This window comes from Promicromonospora sp. AC04, from assembly GCF_003058225.1.
Taxonomy (GTDB): domain Bacteria; phylum Actinomycetota; class Actinomycetes; order Actinomycetales; family Cellulomonadaceae; genus Promicromonospora.
The window spans coordinates 515,361-536,202 of the sequence record NZ_QBUG01000001.1; the positions used below are offsets into that span (position 1 = coordinate 515,361).

9 protein-coding genes are annotated in these 20,842 nt (G+C 71.3%); 6 read left to right on the top strand and 3 right to left on the bottom strand.

The genetic code is table 11. The features are described 5' to 3' along the window. Positions 1 to 126 precede the first annotated feature (126 nt). From C8K30_RS02215 to C8K30_RS02225, 3 genes are all read left to right on the top strand, one after another. On the top strand, positions 127 to 1,290 hold the full coding sequence (locus C8K30_RS02215) for a sensor histidine kinase (protein WP_158280909.1): 1,164 nt from the start codon (positions 127 to 129) through the stop codon (positions 1,288 to 1,290). Then, positions 1,287 to 1,949, top strand: coding sequence for a response regulator transcription factor (locus C8K30_RS02220; protein WP_108491236.1), 663 nt, complete (start codon positions 1,287 to 1,289; stop codon positions 1,947 to 1,949). Before C8K30_RS02215 ends, C8K30_RS02220 begins: the two co-directional genes overlap by 4 nt. Positions 1,950 to 2,050: 101 nt before the next feature. Beyond that, the gene (locus C8K30_RS02225; protein ID WP_108491237.1) at positions 2,051 to 2,509 is read left to right on the top strand and encodes a methylglyoxal synthase; all 459 of its coding nucleotides are present in this window, start codon (positions 2,051 to 2,053) and stop codon (positions 2,507 to 2,509) included. 21 nt (positions 2,510 to 2,530) lie between these two features. On the opposite strand, the gene C8K30_RS02230 is transcribed toward C8K30_RS02225, so the two are convergent. The 3 genes from C8K30_RS02230 to C8K30_RS02240 all read right to left on the bottom strand — a co-directional run bounded on the left by C8K30_RS02230 (position 2,531) and on the right by C8K30_RS02240 (position 17,218). Beyond that, positions 2,531 to 5,326, bottom strand: coding sequence for a BTAD domain-containing putative transcriptional regulator (locus tag C8K30_RS02230; protein ID WP_108491238.1), 2,796 nt, complete (start codon positions 5,324 to 5,326; stop codon positions 2,531 to 2,533). Between the two features lie 391 nt (positions 5,327 to 5,717). Then, a complete protein-coding gene (locus C8K30_RS02235) occupies positions 5,718 to 11,468 on the bottom strand; it encodes an RHS repeat-associated core domain-containing protein (protein ID WP_108491239.1) in 5,751 nt (1,916 codons plus the stop codon). Continuing rightward, positions 11,465 to 17,218 carry a LamG domain-containing protein gene (locus C8K30_RS02240; RefSeq protein ID WP_108491240.1) on the bottom strand — a complete coding sequence of 1,918 codons (5,754 nt, stop codon included), beginning with the start codon at positions 17,216 to 17,218 and terminating at the stop codon, positions 11,465 to 11,467. Before C8K30_RS02240 ends, C8K30_RS02235 begins: the two co-directional genes overlap by 4 nt. A 256-nt stretch (positions 17,219 to 17,474) precedes the next feature. On the opposite strand from C8K30_RS02240, the gene C8K30_RS31650 reads away from it, so the two are divergent. The 3 genes from C8K30_RS31650 to C8K30_RS02255 all read left to right on the top strand — a co-directional run bounded on the left by C8K30_RS31650 (position 17,475) and on the right by C8K30_RS02255 (position 20,836). After that, positions 17,475 to 19,772, top strand: coding sequence for a proprotein convertase P-domain-containing protein (locus C8K30_RS31650; RefSeq protein WP_158280910.1), 2,298 nt, complete (start codon positions 17,475 to 17,477; stop codon positions 19,770 to 19,772). Positions 19,773 to 19,830: 58 nt separating this feature from the next. Further along, positions 19,831 to 20,394 carry a hypothetical protein gene (locus tag C8K30_RS02250; protein ID WP_233256926.1) on the top strand — a complete coding sequence of 188 codons (564 nt, stop codon included), beginning with the start codon at positions 19,831 to 19,833 and terminating at the stop codon, positions 20,392 to 20,394. A gap of 103 nt (positions 20,395 to 20,497) precedes the next feature. Continuing rightward, on the top strand, positions 20,498 to 20,836 hold the full coding sequence (locus tag C8K30_RS02255) for a hypothetical protein (protein ID WP_108491241.1): 339 nt from the start codon (positions 20,498 to 20,500) through the stop codon (positions 20,834 to 20,836). Positions 20,837 to 20,842 lie beyond the last annotated feature (6 nt).

Here is a 20,842-nt window from a genome sequence, read left to right on the forward strand (position 1 = left end):
GGCCGGCTCAGCTCGTCCTGGCACCAAGATCGCAAGGTCTGCCGCTCCCCCGAATCGTCCGGATGGACTCGTCCTTGTACTGCGGATGCAGTACGTGGAAAGCAGCCGGCTCCGAGACAATGGGGCGTGACTTCCACACCGACCGTCCCGTCCCGCCGCCCGTTGTGGTTTCGGCGTGTGGGCGTGTTGGAGCAGGCCCTGCTGATCCTGATCGGGGTGGCCGCCGCGTGCGGCGTCGTGGTCCTTCTGGTCCAGGGCTACTCCCTCGCCGTAGCGGTGGGGCCGCTCGTCGCGGTGATCGGCGTGGCTGTCGGACGGCGGAGGCCGACTCCGGGTCTGCTCGTGATCGCCGCCTCGCCTCTAGTGGCCACCGTCCTCCAGGTGGCCCCGCTGCTGACCTGGACCATCACGGTGTTCGCGCTGCTGTATCTGACGCTGCGGGGTCTGTCGGCACGGATCGCGGCCCCGGTAGTGGCGGGTGCGAACTATCTCGCCGTCGCCATGTTCGGCGGTGGCCTCGGGGACCCGGAGGCGCTCGTGGCCGGGTCGCTCGCCCTGGCCGCCGCCGGGACCGGGAGCGCGACCCGGGGGCAGGTGCGCTACCTCGAGGCGATGGAGCAGCGGGCGATCGACGCCATCGCGACCCGGGACATCGAGGTGAGCCAGAGCGTCGCGGAGGAGCGAATGCGCATCGCGAGAGACCTGCACGACGTGATCGGGAGCGAGGTGGCGGTGCTGAGCATGCAGCTGGGCATGGCCGAGGTAGCCCTCCCGGACGACGCCGACGGGAGCCGGACGGCGCTGACGTCGGCGCGCCAGGGCGTGCAGTCCATCCTCCTGGAGACCCAGCGCATCCTCGACGTGCTGCGGGTGGCTCCGGACGAGGAGAGTCTCAAACCCCCGCCGGGGATCGGCCGCGTCCCCGAGCTCGTCGACTCGTTCCGCGCCGTCGGACTCGACGTGCGGACGACCCTCGCCCCGGTCCCGCCCGGCGTGGACCCCGCGGTCAGCGCCGCCGCGTTCCGGGTCGTGCAGGAGGCCCTGACCAACGCGCAGCGCCACGGCGCCGGCCCTGCCACCGTCGAGCTGGCGATCGACGGGCCGATCCTGACCGTCCAGGTGTCCAACCGCGTCGCCGAGGCAGGGGCGAGCTCGCCCGGGCGAGGGTATGGCCTGGTCGGCATGCGCGAGCGTGTGCAGTCGGTGGGCGGCAAGCTGACCGTGGACGCACAGACCGTGAGCTTCCGGATCACCGCGACGATGCGGCTGAGCGGGGGTGCGGTCGCATGACTCGTGTTCTCGTCGTCGACGACCAGGAGATGATCCGGGTCGGGCTCAAGGCGGTCCTGGGCAGCTTCCCGGACCTCGAGGTGGTGGCCGAGGCCCCGGACGGTCTGGCCGTGCTGTCGATGCTCGACGGTCTGGAGGTCGACGTCGTCCTGATGGACATCCGCATGCCCGGCATCGACGGGGTCGAGGCGACCCGGCGGATCAGGAGCCAGGTCGCCGCCGCCGACCTGCCGATAGTGGTGCTGACCACCTTCGACCAGGACGAGAACGTGCTCGCCGCACTCCGGGCGGGCGCGAACGGCTTCCTCAACAAGGGCGTCGGCCCGCAGGAGCTGGCGGCCGGCATCCGGGAGGTCGTGGCCGGCGGGGGCGCCCTGTCCGCCGCTGCCGCCGCCGCGCTCATCGGGCACGTCGCGAAGGAGCCGCCACCCGCACCGGTGGATCCGGCGATGGTGGCACGGTTCGACGCGCTCACTCCCCGTGAGCGAGAGATCGTCGCCGCGATAGCTTCCGGCCTGACCAACGACGAGATCGCGGCCCGGCTCTTCCTGTCGCCCTTCACGGTCAAGACGCACGCGAACCGCTCGATGATGAAGCTCGGGGCCCGGGACCGGGCCCAGCTGGTCGTCTTCGCCTACCAGGCGGGCCTGGCCGGGTGACGCGCCTGGCGGTGACATCGCACCCGCGCCGTCCGATACTCGAGGGGACGCTTGTGACGGGGCAGGCAGGGTACCGGTCCCGCAGCAACGGAGGTTGTCCCATGAACCCGGCCGTCAAGCCACGTCACATCGCGCTGGTCGCGCACGACAACATGAAGGTCGAGCTGCTGCGCTGGGCCGAGTACAACCGGGACACGCTGGCCGAGCACGAGCTCTACGCGACCGGCACCACCGGGACGATGCTCGAGTACGAGCTCGGCCTGCCCGTGCACCGGTTCCTCTCCGGCCCGGTCGGCGGGGACCAGCAGATCGGCGCCCGGATCGCCGAGGGCACCCTCGACATGCTGATCTTCTTCTGGGACCCGCTGGAGGCCCAGCCGCACGACCCGGACGTCAAGGCGCTGCTGCGGATCGGCGCCGTCTGGAACGTCCCGATGGCCTGCAACGTGGCCACGGCGGACATGATCATCTCGTCCCCGCTCCTGGCGAGCGACTACGAGCACCGCCGTCCCGACCTCACGCCACGCGACTGGGACCGGACCGCCGAGACCCCTGCCTGAGGCCCCGCGCCGCCGGTCGCCTCACAGGCCGGTGACCCCGTAGACCTGCACCAGCCGCTCCCGCTCGGCGTCGGCCGCGAGCGGCGCGGATCGGTCGAGGAGCTGCAGGGATGCCCGCCACGCGCGCTCGGCGGCGTTCTTGTCGCCGAGCTCCGCGTGGAGGTCGCCCATCGCCCGGTACCCCTTGGCGATCCCGTTCCGGTAGCCGATCCCGTTCCTGATCCCCACCGCGCGCTGGTATGCGCGCAACGCTCCTCTGCGATCACCCGCCTGCGCCCTGCAGTAGCCGAGGCTGTCCCAGGACGCCGCCGCGGCACGCTGGTCGTCGATCCGCTCGGCCAGCCGGAGCGCCTCCTCGCACCAGACCACCGCCGTGTCGAGCTCCCCGAGGTGCGCGAGGTCCCAGCCGATGGCGTTCAGGGCGCGCGTCTCGCCCATGCGGTCGCCCATGGTCCTGACGTGCTCGAGCGCCTGACGGTCGTGCTCGAGCGCCTCGTCCCACCGCTCCTGGGACTCGGCCACGGCGCCGAGACCGAGGTGCACCTCGGCGCTGCCCGCGGAGTGCCCGAGCTCGCGGTTCCGCACCTCCGCACGCAGGAAGTGGGCGTAGGCCCGTCGGCGGTCGCCCTGGCGGTAGGCGGCCTTGCCCAGGTGGAACTCGGCTCGTGCGGCGACGTCGCGCATCCCGCCCCGCAGGGCAGCCGCGAGGACGACGGCCTGGGTGCGGGTCACTTCGCCCCACTGCCCGTTCCACTCCTGGAGCTCCGTGGCGAGCACGCCGATCCGGACGCACTCGGCGTCGTGCCGCAGGTCTCCAGCCTGCCGCACGACGGCGACGAGGTTGGCGTGCTCCGCGGCGAACCAGCGTTGGGCCTCGGGGCCGGAGCCGATCGGCGGGACGGTGACGCCCCGGACGTCGCGCGGTCCGTCGGACGCTCCGGCCAGCGTCGCGGGCCGCACGCCCAGCCGCTCCACGCTCGTGCGCGCCGTGCGGGCGTAGTGGTCGAGCAGCCGGCGGACCGCCTGCCTGTTGTCCAGACCCGCGTTGAGCTCCCCGGCGTAGGCGTGCAGCAGATCGTGCAGCTCGATCCGGCCGCCGTCCAGGACCGCGACCAGGTGCGCGGACTCCAGCTCCGACACTCGCCGGCTCGCGTGCTCGATCGGCAGCCCCGCGAGGCTCGCGGCCGCCTCGATCGACAGGTCCGACGTCGGATGCACCCCGAGCAGGCGGAAGAGCCGGGCCGCGGGTACCGACAGGGACTCGTACGACCAGGAGTACACGGTGCGCAGGTTGGACGTGTCCTCCCCCACGGTGAACTGGTCCAGCCCGGGGCGGCCGGACCGGAGCTCGGTCACCACGGAGCCGAGGTCGACCTGGCGCCGTCGGGCCGCCCGAGCCGCGACGATGGCCAGAGCCAGCGGAAGCCGCCCGCAGTGGCCGGCGATCTCGTCCAGCAACGTCGCCTCGTCGCCCGACGGCGCGGTCCCGAGGCGGCGCATCAGGAGCCGGCGTGCGTCGGTGGCGGGCAGGACGTCGAGCCCGATGCCCGTCGCCGCCTCGCGGGCCACCAGGCCGTCCAGGCGGTAACGGCTGGTCACCAGGACCATCGACCCCGGGGAACCCGGCAGCAGCGGGCGCACCTGCTCGCTGTTCGCGGCGTCGTCCAGGACGACGAGCAGGCGGCGCCCATCGGTCAGCGTCTGGTAGCGAGCGGCCCGTTCCTCGGCCGTGCCCGGCGTCTCCGACGGCTGCTCCCCGAGCGAGACCAGGAGATGCTGCAGCGCCTCGTCGGCCGACATGACCGCGCCCGGGCGGCTCCCCCGCAGGTCGAGCCAGAGCTGACCGTCGGCGAACCGGTCCGCCGTCCGGCGGGCCCACCACGCGGTGAGCGCCGTCTTGCCGACGCCGGGCTGGCCCGAGATGACGACGACCGCGGTGTCCGACGTGCCGGTCCTGGCGCTCCCGGGCACCAGGGCGTCCAGTCGTTCCTGCTCCTCGTCGCGCCCCACGAACCCGGCCACGTGCGGAACCTGACGGGGCACGACGGGCGGAGCCCGCAGCACCCCCAGGCGCACCGCGCCGCCCATCGGGTCCTCGGCGTCGAGGACCAGCGAGTGCAGCTCCCGCAGACGCGCGCCGGGCTCCACCCCCAGCTCGGCGGCGAGGTGGACTCGCAGCCGGTCGAAGGCGTTCAGCGCCTCCGACCGGCGGCCGGACTCGCTCAGGCCCCGGATGAGCTGGAACCAGATGCCCTCCCGGAAGGGATAGCGCTCGCACAGGTCCTGGAGCAGGGCGATGTCCGCGGGCCTGCCCGCCGTGATCAGCAGGTCGTGCTGCCGCTCGATCGCCGTCAGGCGCTGTTCGGTCAGGCGGGTCCGTTCGGTATCCAGGAGGTCGCTCGGCACGTCGGAGAGGGGGTCGCCGCGCCACTGGTCGAGGGCACGGTCGAGCGCGGCGAGCTCATCGCCGCTCCCCTTGTCCCGGGCGTTCGCCGCCGTGTCCAGCCAGCTCGTGAACCGGCCGACGTCGGTGCTGTCGTGGGGCACGTCGAGCAGGTAGCCGTCCGCGCGCGTGCGGACGACGTCGCCCAGCGGCCCGAGCGCCTTGCGCAGCCTGTTCATCACCACGTGCGTCGACTTCCGGGCGTTCGACGGCGCCGTGCGGCCCCAGAGGGCATCAGCGATCTCGGTTCCCTGCACGACGGCGCCGCGCCTGAGGACGAGCAGCGCGAGCGCCGTCCGCGACTTGGGGGAGCCGATGGTGATCGGACCGGTGTCGGCGACGACGCCCAGCTCCCCCAGCACTCCGAAGTCCATCCGGCTCACGCTCCTTCCGTCTCCGGCTCAGGAGACCTTCAGGAAGTGTGACCCTGTGGCTGACCAAGGGTCACCTAATTCGCGCAGGCCCGAACATCATCGGTGGGAATCACCCGCTCGGCGCTCGGCCAGCAGCCCGGGTTGGTCCGCTTCGAGCAAGCAGTTGCGCATGCTCAACGGCGCTGGAACATGCACAACTGCTTGATTGAAACGGACTTTGCACCTGGCCCCTCTGATCCGTCGCCGTCAACGACAGCCTGGCTCAGATCTGAACGATGTGGTGAACCGGCAGAGCCGGCCCAGCAACCTCTGCGTGGCGAGGTGGCTGGACCGGCTCGGCTATCGGTACTGACGGCAGCGCTTCGGAGCACGCTGCTGTAGTGAGCAGAACCTATCTCCCCCCGTTGAGAGGGCTCTTGTTGTACGTGGACTCGTGAACGAAGATCAGGCTGTGAGGCACTCGAACGTCGTACGTCACAACCTCTCCGTTCTCGTAGTAGCGCTTATATGTCTGCACGCTGTACTCGACAGCGGGGACATATCGCTGCCGACCGGAACATTCTCCAGGGCACGGTTCACTAGGAATATTCTTGCCGCTGGACCAGGAGAGCTCCTGAGTCGCAGATACCGAAGTCTCAAAGTTGCTTCCGAGCAATTTACCCGAAGCCGTCACGGCCACAGTGGTGGACCGACTCGAGCTTTCCTCAAAAGTCCAGGTGTTCTGCTGCTCGTCCCACATGACGACTCCTACGCCGACCTGCTCGTATGCCAGTCGCGGATCACCCTGAGAGATATCTGTGTACGGCCGAGCCGGCTGCACCGAGTAGCAACTGGACTCAAAGAACATGTACGTGAAAAGGCCGCAGTCGTTGCCCACAACACGCTCTGGCTCGATCCCTCGCACTACCTTAGGAGCCTTCGTCTTCTTAGGGCCATTCTTCCCCTCGAATCCCGGACCGCCCAGCGGCGGCTTCCAGGACGACTTCGGCTTGAAGGCAGACTTAACCGTCTTGATGATCTTCTGAATCGCCGCGAACCAGCCGAAGAACAGCCCATCGGAATCGGACGCGGACGTCGGATTGTTGTTCGAGTACGCGTATCCGTTCATCTGCTGCATGTCATTGTGATCGATGACCGGATCAACCGAGATGAAACGGCCGAGCTCGTTGTCGTACTCCCGGGCACCGAGATGAGTCAGCCCGATGTCGGCATCGAGAGTTCCTCCGACGAACCCCTTCTCGCTCGGCCACTCGGCCGGCTGCTCACCACGCGGCATCCCGAACGGGTCCATCCGCCGCACGGACGTCGCCATCGTCACCGCGTTGATGGCGACCTGCGCCGTCCCGTGATGGTCGCTCGCGGTCCAGGTCAGGGTGCTGTCGGTACGCACGGCGACGGGCTGGCCGGCGTGGGTGTAGTAGCGCGTCGCCGTAAGCTCGCCCGTTGCCTCGTCCGCCCGCAGCTCCTGGCCCGGCAGGTACAGCGTGGAGACGTCGGGCGCGTGCCGGATCAGGCGGTCGCCGTCGGCCCCGTAGACGAACGAGGTGACCTGGCCGCCCTCGGTGACGGACTTGACCTTGCCGAGCTGGTCCCACTCGAGCCGCTGGTCACCGCGCTGGATGGTGTTGCCGGCGTCGTCGTAGGCGTACTCGTCCAGCGAGATCTGGGTCCCGTCGGCCGACATCGTCTCGGCCGACTCGACCACGTTCCTCTGCTCGGCCCCCGCCTCCGGGTACTCGTACCGCTCGGTGACATCCCCCTTGAGGGCGTGGTCCACCTTCGTGAGGCGGTTGCCGGACGCGTCGTACGTGAACGACTGCCAGTACGCCGCCGGCCCCGAAAGGTCAGTCACGCTGGCTTCGTCGTCGCAGGACGTACCCGGGGTCCAGGCCTCCGTCAGCCGACGCAAGTGGTCGTACTCGAAGCACTGCCGGTCGGTCGCCAGCTCACCCGGGGTGTCGGTGATCGAGAGCACGTTGCCCGCGTCGTCGTACTCGTAGGCCAGGTCCGCCTGCTCGGGGCGAGGCACCTCGCCGTCGACCACCGTGCGGTCCACGCGACGGGTGTACTCGTCGTAGTACGTGGTGATCCAGGCACGCCGCTCGGACTCGTCGAACTCGGTGGCGCAGTCGTTCTGCTGGTCGTCGAAGTTGGGCACGCCGCCGAGCTGGACGCGCTGCATCTCGCCCAGGCGCGTGTACGTGGAGCAGGAGGCGTAGTAGGTGGTCCCCCCGGCGCCGTCGGCCCCGCCATAGGTCATCGAAGGGCGGCCGGCGTCGTCGTAGGTGTGGAAGATCTCCTCCTGCCCCAGGTCACCGATCGCGGGCAGGATCTCGCTCTTCAGGCTGCCGTCCGGGTTGTAGGTGTACTCGGTGGCGTACGTCCGGGGGCCGCCGTTGCCGGCACCGAGGAGGCCCTCGGACTGCGGGATGGTCAGCAGGGTCTGCTTGGTCTGATAGGTCGTGGTGTAGGAGTTGACCTTCGAGGTGATGGTGTTGCCCTCGGAGTCCGGCCGGATCGCCGACGTCGGCCTGCCCTTCGCGACGGTTGCCGTGCCGTCGGGCCGCACCAGGCGCGTGCTGTCGTAGGTCCACCTCGCCAGGACCGCGTCGGCATCGCTGCCGTCGCGCACGTACGTCTTGCGGCCCAGCACGTCGTACTCGTAGTCGAGCACCTGGCCGCGGGAGTCGGTGGTCCGCACGAGCTGGCCGGCCGCGTCGAACACAGACTCCGTCACGCCCGCTGACGGGTCGTCGCTGCGCACCTTCTGCCCTGCCAGGTTGTACTCGTAGCCCCACTCGCTCCCGGCCTCGTCGGTCACCGTCTCCAGCTTCCCGACGGGGGTGTACTCGTACCGGGTGATGTCGGCGTCACCCGTGGGCGTGTCGCCCTCGAACTGGTGCAGCGACGTGACCCTGCCGCGCGCGTCCGTGACGGTCATGGTGGGCGTCCCGCCCTCGGGCGGCGTGACGTACGTCCGGTCGCCGCCATACCGGGTAAGGGTCTTCCACTCGGTCTCGGTGTTGGCCTGGAACGCCGCCTCGACCGGCCGGCTGGCCGCGTCGTACTTGGTGACGTTCTGCCCCAGCGACTCCGAGTCGGCCGCACGCCACAGGCGCGAGTCGACCGGCTCGTCGTTGAAGAACGGGTTGGTGACGATGTACTGGCGGCCCTGAGTGTCGTACCGGTGGTCCGTCAGCAGCCGCCCGCCGCCCGCCGCCGGGGCCTGCTCCTGCCGCACGCGATAGTTGCCGTCGTAGATGGTGCGCGCCTCGATGTACTGGGGTCGCGCGTCGTTGGAGTTCGGGCCGAGACGTCGTGCGGTCACCACGGTCGGCGCGTCACGGCTGATCGCGTAGTCGAAGGTCGCCGACGGCGCGTTCGGGTACTTGGTCCGGAGGCGGTCGGTGCCCCACACCTTGATCAGCCGCCCGAGAGCGTCGTAGGCGTTCTCGGCCACCAGACCGTTCGGGTCGGTCACCTTGACCGGCTGCCCGTCGCTGACCTCCAGGCTCGTAGTGGTGGCATGACCCTTGGCGTTGGTCACCACCGTGGCCGTCGTCGGCCCGCCGGTCACGGGCGTGTAGGCGGTGGTGGTCGCCCGGTTCAGGGCGTCCGCCGTCTGCGTCACGCGCCCGTGCACGTCGTACGACGACGTCGACTGGGTCTCGTAGACCGGGCTGCCGGCCTCGTACCGGACCGCCTTCTCCACCAGGGTGGGGTTGCCGCTCGACGGCGCTACCCCGTCACCCTGCCCGTCGTACCTGGTGCGCAGGTCCGAGACGGCGTGCTCGGGGTACGACGGCGTCGTGCCGCAGCCCACCGCGACCGTCTGGACGCGCACGGGGAACGACACGAGCCAGGCGCTCTCGTTGACGCCGTAAGCAGTGGTGGTGCACAGGTCGTCGCTCGCCGTCGACGGGTCTCCCTGGTCGTCGACCGTTGCCGGCTGCCCATGCGGCCCGTAGGTGGTGACCTTCCTGGTCTCGACCTCTCCACCGGAGTCCTTCGGCGTGAACGTGCGCTCCGTGCCCGTGCCGACGAAGTACGCCTTGAGCTCGCCGCGTTCGGCGGTAGGCCCGCGCCAGACCGGGTCCGTGAGCGACTTGGTCACGACCGGCGAGCCGTCCTCGATGCCGTTGCGGGTGACCGACTCGCGCTCGAACCCGACCAACCAGTCGTGGTCGGTGTGGGGGTCGCCCTCGGAGTCGTCGAACACGACCGAGCGCCGGCCGCCCTCCTTGTTCAGCCGGTCCTGGTCCATGCCCCGGTAGTAGTACGTGTCGGTGCGCGTCTGCGGCCCGGCCTCGTCCCCCGAGTCGCCCATGATCGTGGTGACGTGGGAGAAGCCGCGGAACTCGTTCCAGTCCTTCTTGTCCGGCGGCGTGAACTCGCTGGTGTCGTAGTGCCACGCGGCGCCGTCGTACCTGTACTGGATCTGCTGCTCGATGCTGGAGCTGATCAGGTCGCCGATCACCAGCCCGGAGACCACGTACTTGTTGAACCAGGCGGTCTGCTCCGCGTGCGTCTCGTCGGCCCAGGTCGCCGGGTAGCACCGGCGCTCGTTGGTGTGCGCGTTCGCGGGGACGTGGCCGGCGTCGTCCAGGCAGTTGGCGGGGGCATAGGTGACGCTGATGACGCCGCCCGCCTCGGAGACGACGCTCGTGATCCGGTATCGGTTGATCGGCGTCTGGTTGTCGGTCACCACCCGGTTGGCCATCTGCGCGCCCTCGAAGGTGACCTTGGGCAGCGTGGCGCCCGAACCGCCGCCGATCAGGCCCGTGTGCTCGATCGACTTGAGCCAGAGCGCGGCTCCCGCGCTGCCGTCACCCGGGCTGGGGTAGGACTGCTCGAGCTTCCACCGGTCGACGGCAACCAGCTCACCGCCCTTGCGGACCTTCGTCGTCACCGTGTCCAGGCGCTGCCCGGTCCAGAACGTGGGCGACCACTTCTCCGCGCAGGTAGCGCCCTCGCAGAGCTGGTCCAGCGGGGTGTCCGGCCAGTTCTGGTGCTTGCTGGTGCTGCACTCCGCCGCCGGGATACCCGGGATGCACCGGTTGGCAGTGCCGAACTCCACCGTCGCGGCGGGGGTGCTCGACGCAGTCGCGTGCAGCCCGTACTGGATCTGGTTCAGCCACCCGCCACGGTCGTAGGTGACCGCCTTGTCGCCGTCGTTGAAGTCGCCGTATCGGTTGGTCTCCTTGGTGTAGTCGTAGAGCATCGTGTTCCCGTTGCGGTCCACCACCTTGTCCAGGTTCCACCGCCAGGCCTGGTCGCACCGCGACGCCTTGAACGACGCCGCGTCGTAGCACGGCTCACCGCTGTCGTCGCCGTACACCCGGACCTTCCACACGGAGTTCGACGTCGGCCGCGACCCGAAGAAGTACTGGGTGCCGTCGGTGGCGGTGATCTTCCACCCCTCGCCGTCCTGCTGGCCTGCGTCCGGCGTCCCGATCTGCTGCACCCGGGTGTAGTCGTCGCTCTTTAGCTTCCAGCTGTCGCCGCCGGCGCGAATCATCAGCCCGCCACCGCCGTCGAACACCGAGGTGGCGTTGTCGCCGCGCCAGCACAGGTCGCCGACGTTGTCGAACCCGTTCTTGGGCCCGCGGCTGCCCTCCTTGTCCTGCATGCACCCGCCGTACGTGCGCTCGACGAAGCTCTCCCCCAGGCCCCAGCCGTCGCCCACCCAGGACGGCTGGTTGTTCGTCGCGCTCGTGCGGCCGTCCACGGCCGACGACGCGTAGCCCAGCGCCAGGCTCGGCTCGAGGCCGCCGGGGACGGGCGGGACGCGCAGCGGGTAGGACCACGTGAAGTCGCCGGTCTGCTTCGACACGTCCCAGGTGGCGGACGGCGACAGGGGCGTCGCCGTCGGCCGCCCGCCGCCGTCCGACACCTCGCTGCCGGGGTCCTGTGCCCCGCTCAGCGCATCGGCGGTCGAGTCGTCGGACGCCGGGGCTTCCATGGCGTCCGCCGCTACGACCGGTACCGAGGGCATGCCGCCCAGGCCGCCCGGTGTGTCCGCGAACGCCTCCTGCGGCGTCTGGGTCACCACCAGGAGCGAGGCGACCAGCGCCGCCACCGGGATCGTCGCGGTCCATCGCCGACGGGAGGTCCGCTGTTCGCGGCCGGTGTGCCAGGTCATGACTCGTCTCCTTCGGTCTGTGCAGCGAGGTCCGCGATCTCCTGTGCGGACAGGGCGCCCATCCAGGTGTCGACCTGGTCGATGTCGCCCGTGAAGAACTCCGTGTTGGCCGCGCGCAGCTGGCCGCGGCCGATCGCCATGCGGCGTTGCGCCGCGGAGAGGGTCACGCCGTCCTGGATGCCGACCAGGGCGCCGTCCATGTACAGCCGCAGCTGTCTGGCCGGGTGGTCGTACACCCCCACCAGGTGCGTCCACTTGCCGATCGCCGCCGGCGGCCCCGAGTAGGCCCGCGCGAAGACGGCGTCGTCGGAGTCGGTGGTCCAGCCGCCGAACGACCAGCGCCCGATGTCGCCGTCGTACTGCAGCGTGAAGTCGCTCATCCTGGCCCCGTCCTGCGACGCGACCGTCTGCACGCCCGCGCTGTCGGTGACCCGCACGCGCGCGGCGACCGTGATGCTCCCGTACGTCGTCGCGCCGGGGTAGGTGGCCTGCGCGAACCCGGGGCTGGTGGCGTTCAGGGAGAGCGCGCGGCCGAACCGGCCGTCGACGAACCCGACGGCGCCGTTGGTGGTGGTCGGGTTGGCGCGCCAGGAGGTGTCGGTCACCGTGTCGTCGTCGAACGTCCACCTTCCGAGCGACGGGTCCCAGACGTCGTTGTAGACGGCGGCCACCTTGGGATCGGGCAGGACCTCGTCGAAGGTGCGGACGTCGTCGATGTGGCCCTTGAAGGGCAGGGTGAACCCATGGCTCGCGTCGCCCTGATGGGCTCCGATCCGGAAGTCGCCGGACGCCGCGACGGAGTCGACGCCGGGCACGAGCTCGGACATGCGGCCGTTCACGTACAGGCGCAGCTGGCCCAGGTTCGGGACGTAGACCAGCGCGAGATGCGTCCAGTGACCGACCCGCACGGTCTCGTCGGAGTAGACGGCCTTGGTGACGGTCGCGCCGTCGGCGCCCCGCGACGCGATGACGCCGCCCCACCGGTTGCCGGCCCGCGCGATCACGAAGTTGTGCCCGGCGCTCACGACGGCCTCCCATCCGGTGCTGTCGCTCGCCGACAGCGGATAGACCCAGGCCGACGCCGCGTACTCCTCCCCGGCGGCGGGCACGGGCCCCTCGGCGGTCGCGTAGCCGTCCACGCCGTCGAAGGTGCGCGCCCGGCCGTGCCTGCCGCCGATGACGTCGGTGGCGGCGGCGTCGTGCATGGTCGCGTCCAGCTCCCCGACGGCGTCGACCGCCACCGCGGTGCCGTCCGCCTCGTCGAGCTTCCACTGGTGGGTCGGCTCCGGGGGCTCCGTCGGCACCGGGTCCAGGAGTCCGCCCGAGGCGTAGAACGCGTGCAGCTCCTTGACCCGCGTGTCGTTGAACGCGCCGGTGTAGGCCCGCACGTCGTCGACCACACCCGGGAAGTACTCCGCGGGGTTGCCCGACCCGTCGCGGCCGCGGCCGATCTGGAGGTCGCCGGGTGACTGCCACGCCTCGACCCCGAACCCCTCGCTCATGCGCACCGCGTCGACGACGAGCCAGATCCGGCCCGTCGGGGCATGGAAGATGCCCGTCAGGTGCACCGGCCGGTCGAAGTCGCACGGGGCGTCGGGGTCCGGGTTGTTCGGGTCGCACCGGAACAGCCCGACCGAGGCGACAGTAGTCCCGTCCTGGTTGGACATCTCGAAGACCCAGTCACCGGTGGTATGCACGGCGGTGGGTCCGCCGTCGTAGCCGAGCCGCACGCGGCTGTCACCGCCCGACACGCCGTCCAGGCTCACCGCCGTGCGGACGCACTCGCCCGGGTCGGGTGCGTCCTCGTCCTCCTCTCCCTCGTCCGGCGTGCAGGCCGCGGAACGGTCGAGCTGGACGACGGCGGAGACGGTGAACGACCCGTCCGTACGAAGGTCGAGGTCGGAGGCCGAGAGGTAGTCGTCCTCGCCGTCCAGCTCGAGCGCGTTCCCGACCACGCCGTCGGTCCAGCCGACCTGCGCCGTGCTCGGGGCGACGGCCGCGCTGCCGCCCACGGCGTCCGCCGCGCTGGTGCCCTGGCCCTCGTCCAGTCGCCAGTTGTGCCGCAGGCTCAGGTCCCGTCCGGCCAGGTCGCGGACCTCGTCCGGGAAAAGCACCCTGCCGTACGCGGTGACGTCGTCGACCGACCCGAGCACCCGGTTCTGCCGGTTGCCCGAGCCTAGGGCCGCGCCGATCTGCAGCTCGCCCGCCGGGTGATCCCACGCCACCGGGGCCGCGGCGGTGCCGGTGGCCTCCCCGTTGACGTAGAGGGTGATGGTCCTGGCCGCCGCGTCGTACACGCCCGCCAGGTGCGTCCACACGTTGTCCTGCGCGAGCGGCCCCTCCACCAGGTAGGGCGTACCGGCGCCGTCGGTGGGCGGCCGCTGGAACCCCCACTTCCCGCTGGACAGCTTGACGAGCTGGAACGCGCTGGTGGTCCGCCCGTCCTGGGACACGATGGTCGAGGTGCCGTTCAGGTCGTCGATGCGTGCCCACGCCGTCACCGCGAAGCTCTTGGTCGTGTCCACCGCGTGTGGCGCCGAGACCCAGTCGTTCCCGTCGCCGGTCAGCGCCCGGTCGTCGCCGTCCTCGGGCAGATCGGTCTGCCCGGGACCCCACCAGCAGTCGGCCGCGGCAGTGGTGCCGTCGCAGTGCGCCGTCCCGTCCAGGGCATGCCCGGTCGCGTTGGTCGCGTCCCCGTCGAGCTGCCAGCGCCCGACGGCGACGTCGTCGCGCACCACTATCGCCTGGACCTCGTCGGCGCTCAGGGCCCTGGTGAACGCCCGGACCTCGTCGACGGCGCCGTTCCACCGCGACGACGGCGTCCCGTTCAGCCCCCGGCCCATCACGAACGAGCCGCTCGCCGCGAACTCCGTGTGCGGCCGGTCCTTCGGCGTCCCCGCCAGGCTCCCGTTCACGTACAGCCTGATCGCCCGGTTCGCGCCGTCGTGCACGGCGAACAGGTGCGTCCACGCAGTGGGCTCCGCCGCGTCCGCGCGGATCACGGCGTCGGCCGCCGCGTCCTGCGCGTCCTCGCCATAGGTGGCGAACTCCCACTGCCCCGCCGTCGCACTGGTCTTCACGTACGACACGGTGAACCCGCTGCGGTTGGTGCCGTCCTGCGACAGGGCGACCACCCGGTCGCCGACCGCCAGGTCCGCGACCGCCGCCGGGTCCAGCCGGACGTGGCCGCCCACCGAGTAGCTCCGGTTGGTGGTCACGACCGGCCCGTCGGACGAGACCACCTCCCCGTCGGCCCCGCCGACGTGCACCGCCTGGCCGACGGCGCCCTCGGCGACGCTCGGGTCCTCGGCCCCGTCCGCGTCGCAGTCGCCGCAGAAGTACGCGTCCTGGTGCAGCACACCCGCCTGGCCGCCAGGAACGCTGTTCAGCGTGGTGCTGCTCCCGGGCTTGTCCTCGAACTTCCACTGGGCCACCTGCACGTTCGCGCCGGCCACCGCCGCCTTGACCTCGGCGGGCGTCAGCACGCGCTCGTAGAGCTTGACCTCGTCCACCAGGCCCTTCCAGTGGTCCGCCGCCGCGGCGCCGTCCCACATCGTCCGGCCGATCTGGACGTCGCCGTTCGCGTCCCAGTCCGGGCACGCGGCGCCGCGGGTCACCTCGCCGGCCTTCTCGCCGTCGACGTAGAGCGTCAGCTTCCGCGTGCGCGCGTCGTAGGTCCCGGTGAGGTGGGTCGGCACGCCGGCCTCGGACGGTTCGGTCGAGTCGGCGATGGACGTGCCCTTGTACTCCGCGTCCGAGCACGCCATGCCGAACGCCCAGCGGCCGCCCTCCTGCTCCGCGTCGCCGTCCTCGTCCGGCCGTTGCCACAGCACGAAGCCCGGGAACCTGGTGCCGTCCTGGCTCACCGCGGCGCGTGCGCCGGTCGTGTCGTCGAGCCGGACCCAGGCCGACACGGAGAAGCTCGCGTCCGTCCGGACGGCGTTCGGTGCGCTGGCGTGCCCCTTGCTCCCGTCGAGCAACAGACCCTGGTTGATCGCGCCGTCGTCGTACGTGGCGCCGTCGTGCAGGACCATGTCGCGGTCGCCCAGGTAGGCGCGGTCCTTGCCCGTGCCGTCCAGCGACCAGTCCGCGTAGGCGCCGTTGCCGGGCCGCACCCGCAGGTGCCGGCTCACCGTCGCGCTCTTGTTCCCCGCGCGGTCGACAGCCTGCACGAAGAACGACCGCGGGCCGTCGCCGGGCGGCGTCGTCCAGACCGTGGCGTCACCGCCGAGCGCGTCGGCGTCGATCTTGTTGGCCGGGGGGTCGGTCCAGCCCCACAGGTAGTGGTCGACGTCGTCGTCGCCGGTGATGTTCGAGCAGCGCCCCGCCGCCAGGAGCGCGGGGGTGCACGCCTTGAAGTCGAACCGGCCCTCGACGCCCTCCCCGCCGTGCCACCGGTTCTCGTCGGTGTACAGGTAGTCGTCGACCACCGGAGCGGTGGGCGCCTTGCGGTCGACCACGAACCTCGGCCCCACCCCGACCGGCCCGTTGTTGTTCCAGTCGCGGCCGTTCACCTGCCAGGTCACGGTGTTGACGGCGTTCTCGGCGGTCGTGACCGGCCGCGAGTGCACGGCCCCCGACTGGGCGGCGTTCGGGCTGACGTAGTCGGTGGTCTGCCCGTTGCTCGTGTACCGCCAGACGCTCTGCAGCGCGTCGCCGTCCGGGTCGCTCAGCGTCGCCTTGAGGCTCACGCTCGAGTCGCTGAGGTACGGCACCCCGGCGCACCAGGTGCAGGGCGTCCGCAGCGGCGGGTCGGTGGTCATCCCCGTCGGGGCGCTCGGCACCGTGTTGAAGCGGGCGATCAGCTTCGCGTTGTTGTTGTACTTGCGCCACCACGGCGAGTGCTCGATGTTGTCGTCGTCGTTCGCCGGGGACACCAGGAACGAGGTGTACCCACCGCGGTTCACCCGCGACGTGACGTCGGCCGCCGCCGTCTTGGCCCCGCCGCACCCGTAGTCCGCGTTCACCTTGGGCGCCAGCATGTCGACGTAGGAGGGCTCCCAGCCGGGCTTGTTGCCCCACGTCGTCTCGGACCCCGGGTCCGACGTCGCCTTGTGCACGTGGTGGTACCGAGCGGTCGCGTTGCAGTCGGGGCTGTACTCCACCACTGCGTTCAGGTCCGCGTCGACCACCTCCTTGCCGGCCAGGAAGCTCGTGTCGAACCGCCAGTACGTCCAGGCGACGCCGATGTTCCGCATGCCGCACGCGCCCCACCCGGACCAGCACCTGCCGACCTGCGCGAGCGGCGGCTCGCCGCTCGTGTTCCACCCCTTGAAGTCGGGCAGTCCCGAGAGCACCGTCGCCCAGCCGTACTTGTCCGCCGTGTGGTCCCGAAGGATCCCGACGCCCCCGTCCGCGTCGATCTTCTGCCACGTCCCGTCCTCGGCCTTGGTACGGATCGGGGACGAGTTGATCTCCACGACCATCTGCCCGTCGGGCTCCGCGAAGACGGTCTGCACCTCGGTCCGCAGCTCGGGCGCCTCGACCCGCCGCCCGGTGGCCTGCGCGGCGGCGGACGCCTTCTGCTGCGCGCGCTCCTCGCGCGTCGGCGCGGTCAGATCGGGGGCGGACGGCGCGGCGGACACCTCGGGCAGCGCCTCCGACGTCGTCCCCGCAGCCGTCTCCGCGGCCGCGCCGGCGCCCAGGTCCTCGGCCTGAGCAGGGGTGATGAGCGCGCCGGCGCCCAGCGGCACGGCAACGACCAGCGAGACCGCTGCCGCGAGCGCGCGGCGCGACAGGGCGCGTGACATCGGCGTCGACCGACCGGCAGCCCTCATGCTCGACCCGGAGCCCGTACGTGAACGCATCGCCCAACCCTTCGTCGTCGCCCGGCCCCTCAGCCGGACCCACACAGGCGAGCATCGGCGGGAGGGCTAACAGATCGCTCTCATTTCGACGACGGCCGAATCACCCGCGCGAGGCGCGCCGGCACCGTCCCGAGCCGGGGTCCGGCGACCTACGGTGATCCGCGATCCGGGAGGCAACTTCGCGATCTGGGAGGCAACCATGAGTCGGCCGGTCGAACAGCAGGTCCATCCCTGGGGGCGGGTGTCGCGGCGGGTGTCGCGGCTCGCCACCGCCGTCGTCTGCTTGGCGTCCGTCGCACTGCCCGCGCTCGCGGACCCGGGCGCCGCGCCCGCGCAGGCCGTGCCCGCGCAGACAGCGCAGGCCGCACCAACCGGGACGATCCTCGGTGAGCGGAGCCCAGGTGCGATCCCAGGCGAGTACATAGTCGTGCTCGACGCCGCCGCCGCCCGGTCGAGCCTCAACGCCGAGGCCAGAGGGCTGGCGAAGGAGTTCTCCGGCACGCTCCGGAGCACGTTCGAGCACACTCTCCTGGGCTTCAGCGTGACCATGTCGCCCGCCGACGCCCGCCGGCTCAGCCAGGATCCTTCGGTCGCCTACGTCGAGGCCAACCAGCGGATGCGCGTCGCGGACACCCAGTCGCCGACCCCGAGCTGGGGCCTGGACCGGTCCGACCAGCGCGCGCTGCCCCTGGACTCCTCCTACGGCTACCCGAACACCGGCGCCGGGGTCACCGCCTACGTCGTCGACACCGGGATCCGGGTCAGCCACCAGGACTTCGAGGACCGCGCGGTCTCCGGGACCGACGTCGTGGACGACGACGCCGACGCCGCCGACTGCAACGGCCACGGCACCCACGTCGCCGGCACGATCGGCGGGGAGGACCACGGCATCGCCAAGGACGTCGCCCTGGTCGGGGTCCGGGTGCTGGACTGCGCGGGCGACGGCACGTCCGAGGACGTGATCGCGGGCCTCGACTGGGTAACTGCCCACCATCAGCCGGGCGAGCCGGCAGTGGCCAACGTGTCGCTCGGGGGCGGCTTCTCCCAGGCCGTGAACGATGCGGTGTCCGCCTCGATCGCCGACGGGATCACCTACGCGGTGGCGGCCGGCAACGAGACCAGCGCCGACGCCTGCACCCGCTCCCCCGCGTCCACGCCCGCCGCGCTCACCGTCGGCGCCACCACCAGCGCCGACGCCAAGGCCACCTACTCGAACATCGGCGCCTGCCTCGACCTGTTCGCGCCCGGCTCGTCGATCACCTCGGCCTGGTACGACACCGACACCGCCACCAACACGATCAACGGCACCTCGATGGCCGCACCCCACGTGACCGGCGCCGCCGCCCTGTACCTCGCCGCGGATCCCGCCCGCACCCCGGCCCAGGTCTCGGCCGCCGTGCTCGACGCCGCCACCCCCGGCGTCGTCTCCGGAGCCGGCGCCGGCTCGCCGAACCTGCTGCTGTACACGGGGAACGTGCCGCCGCCGACGCGGGACTTCGCGGTCTCGCTCGACCCCGCCGAGGGGATCGTCCAGGCGGGATCGTCGGCCACGACCACAGTCTCGACCAGCACGACGCTCGGCGACCCGCAGCAGGTCGCCCTCACCGCGCGTGGCCTTCCGTCCGGCGTGACGGCGTCGTTCGAGCCGGCCGCGATCACCTCGGGCCACGTGTCCACGCTCACCCTGACCGCCGCGCCGTCGGCTCCACCGGGGACCTACTCGGTCCAGGTCCGCGCGCGCGGTGCCACGTGGCACGCCGCCACCTACCGCCTCACCGTGGCGGGCCCGCCGGGCTGCACCCAGACCAACGGCAGCGACGTACCCATCAGGGACAACGGAACCGTCGAGTCGGTCGTGTCCGTCACCGGCTGCGCCGCGATCCCCAGCGCTGCCGCCCAGGTCGACGTCGCGATAGCCCACACCTACGTCGGCGACCTCTACGTCGACCTGATCGCCCCGGGCGGCGCGAGCTACCGGCTCCACGGCGGCACCGGCGGCGGGGCCGACAACATCGACACCACCTACCCGGTCGACCTCTCGGACGAGACCGCCAACGGCCCCTGGCGGCTGCGCGTGCGCGACACCCAGACCGGCGACACCGGGTACATCGACTCGTGGACCCTCCACCTCGACCCGCCGAGCAGCCCGCCGCCGGTGTGCGACGGCGAGAACACCGCCGACCTCCCGATCCCGGACAACGCCACGATCAACAGCCCGATCACGCTGTCGAGCTGCCCCCGCAACGCCTCGGCGTCGGCGCAGGTCCAGGTCGACATCACCCACACCTACCGCGGCGACCTCGTCGTGCGCCTGATCGCGCCCGACGGCACCACCTACCCGCTCCTCGACAAGACCGGCGGCGCCGCCGACGACGTGCACCAGACGTTCGTCGTCGACCTGGCCGCCGAACCCGTGGACGGCACCTGGAACCTGCGCGTCCAGGACACCGCGGCCGGCGACACCGGGACCCTCACCGGATGGTCCCTCAGACCCTGACCCGGCCGCGGGCCTCACCTCTTTCGGGTGAGGTGCCCACGTGCGTGCCGTTCGTAACGTGAGCAGTTCCCTGTTCTGCCGCGACGAAGCGGAGCCCCTCACGGTGCGGACCGACGAGCCGGACCCACGCCGTATCGACCCGGACGACGCGCCGGACAAGTCGTACGAGCAGCGCTCGGCATACCTGTACGGGCTGGTCATCACCGGCTCGGTCCTCGCCGCCGCCCCCGAGGACGGCGGGCTCGTCCGGATCGCGCTGCTGCTGGGCGGCACCCTTCTCGTCTACTGGTGCGCCGAGACGTACGCGCACCTGATCGCCGCTCGGACCCTGGCGCGCCGACCGCTGCGCGCGCCCGAGCGTCGCGCCGTGGCCGCCGAGGGGCTGCCGATCGTCACCGCCTGCGCGGTCCCCGCTGTGGTGCTGCTGGCGGAAGCGCTGCTGCAGGTACCGACCTCGGTCGCGGTCGACGTCGCCCTCGTCGTCAACCTCGTGCTGCTGCTGGTCGTGGGCTGGCGCATGAGCACAACCGGCGGGATGACGGGCGGCAGGCGTCTGGCAGCGACAGCGATCGCCGGGCTGCTGGGGGTCGCCATGATCGGGCTGAAGCTGTCGCTGCACTAGTTCGCCCGTTAGAGCCTGTCCATGTATCCCGATACGTCCTATCGTGGAAGATGCGGAGTCATGAAGTGGCTCCAGGTCCGCGCGGGGGGCCTGGGAGGTTCGTGTGCCATCCGTCGATCAGTTCAAGAACGGTCGGGCAGACCACACCGTGGACCGCGCCTTCATCGGCGAGGCAATGATCGAGCGGGCCAAGAGCGTGATCGTCGTGGCACGACGCGTCGACGACGACCAGGCCGCGCAGATCCTGCTCGACGCCGCCTGCACGGCCAACATCTCCGTACGCCTGGCGGCCGACCAGGTGATGACCGCGCTGCAGGCCGACCGCGAGGAGGGCTGCACGCACGCCGCACTGATGCGCGCGCTGGGCGCCGTCCGGCCGGATGACCGGCCACCGGACCATGACTCGCTACCTCCGCCGCGACCGGCCGGCCAAGCGGCCTGACTCCCG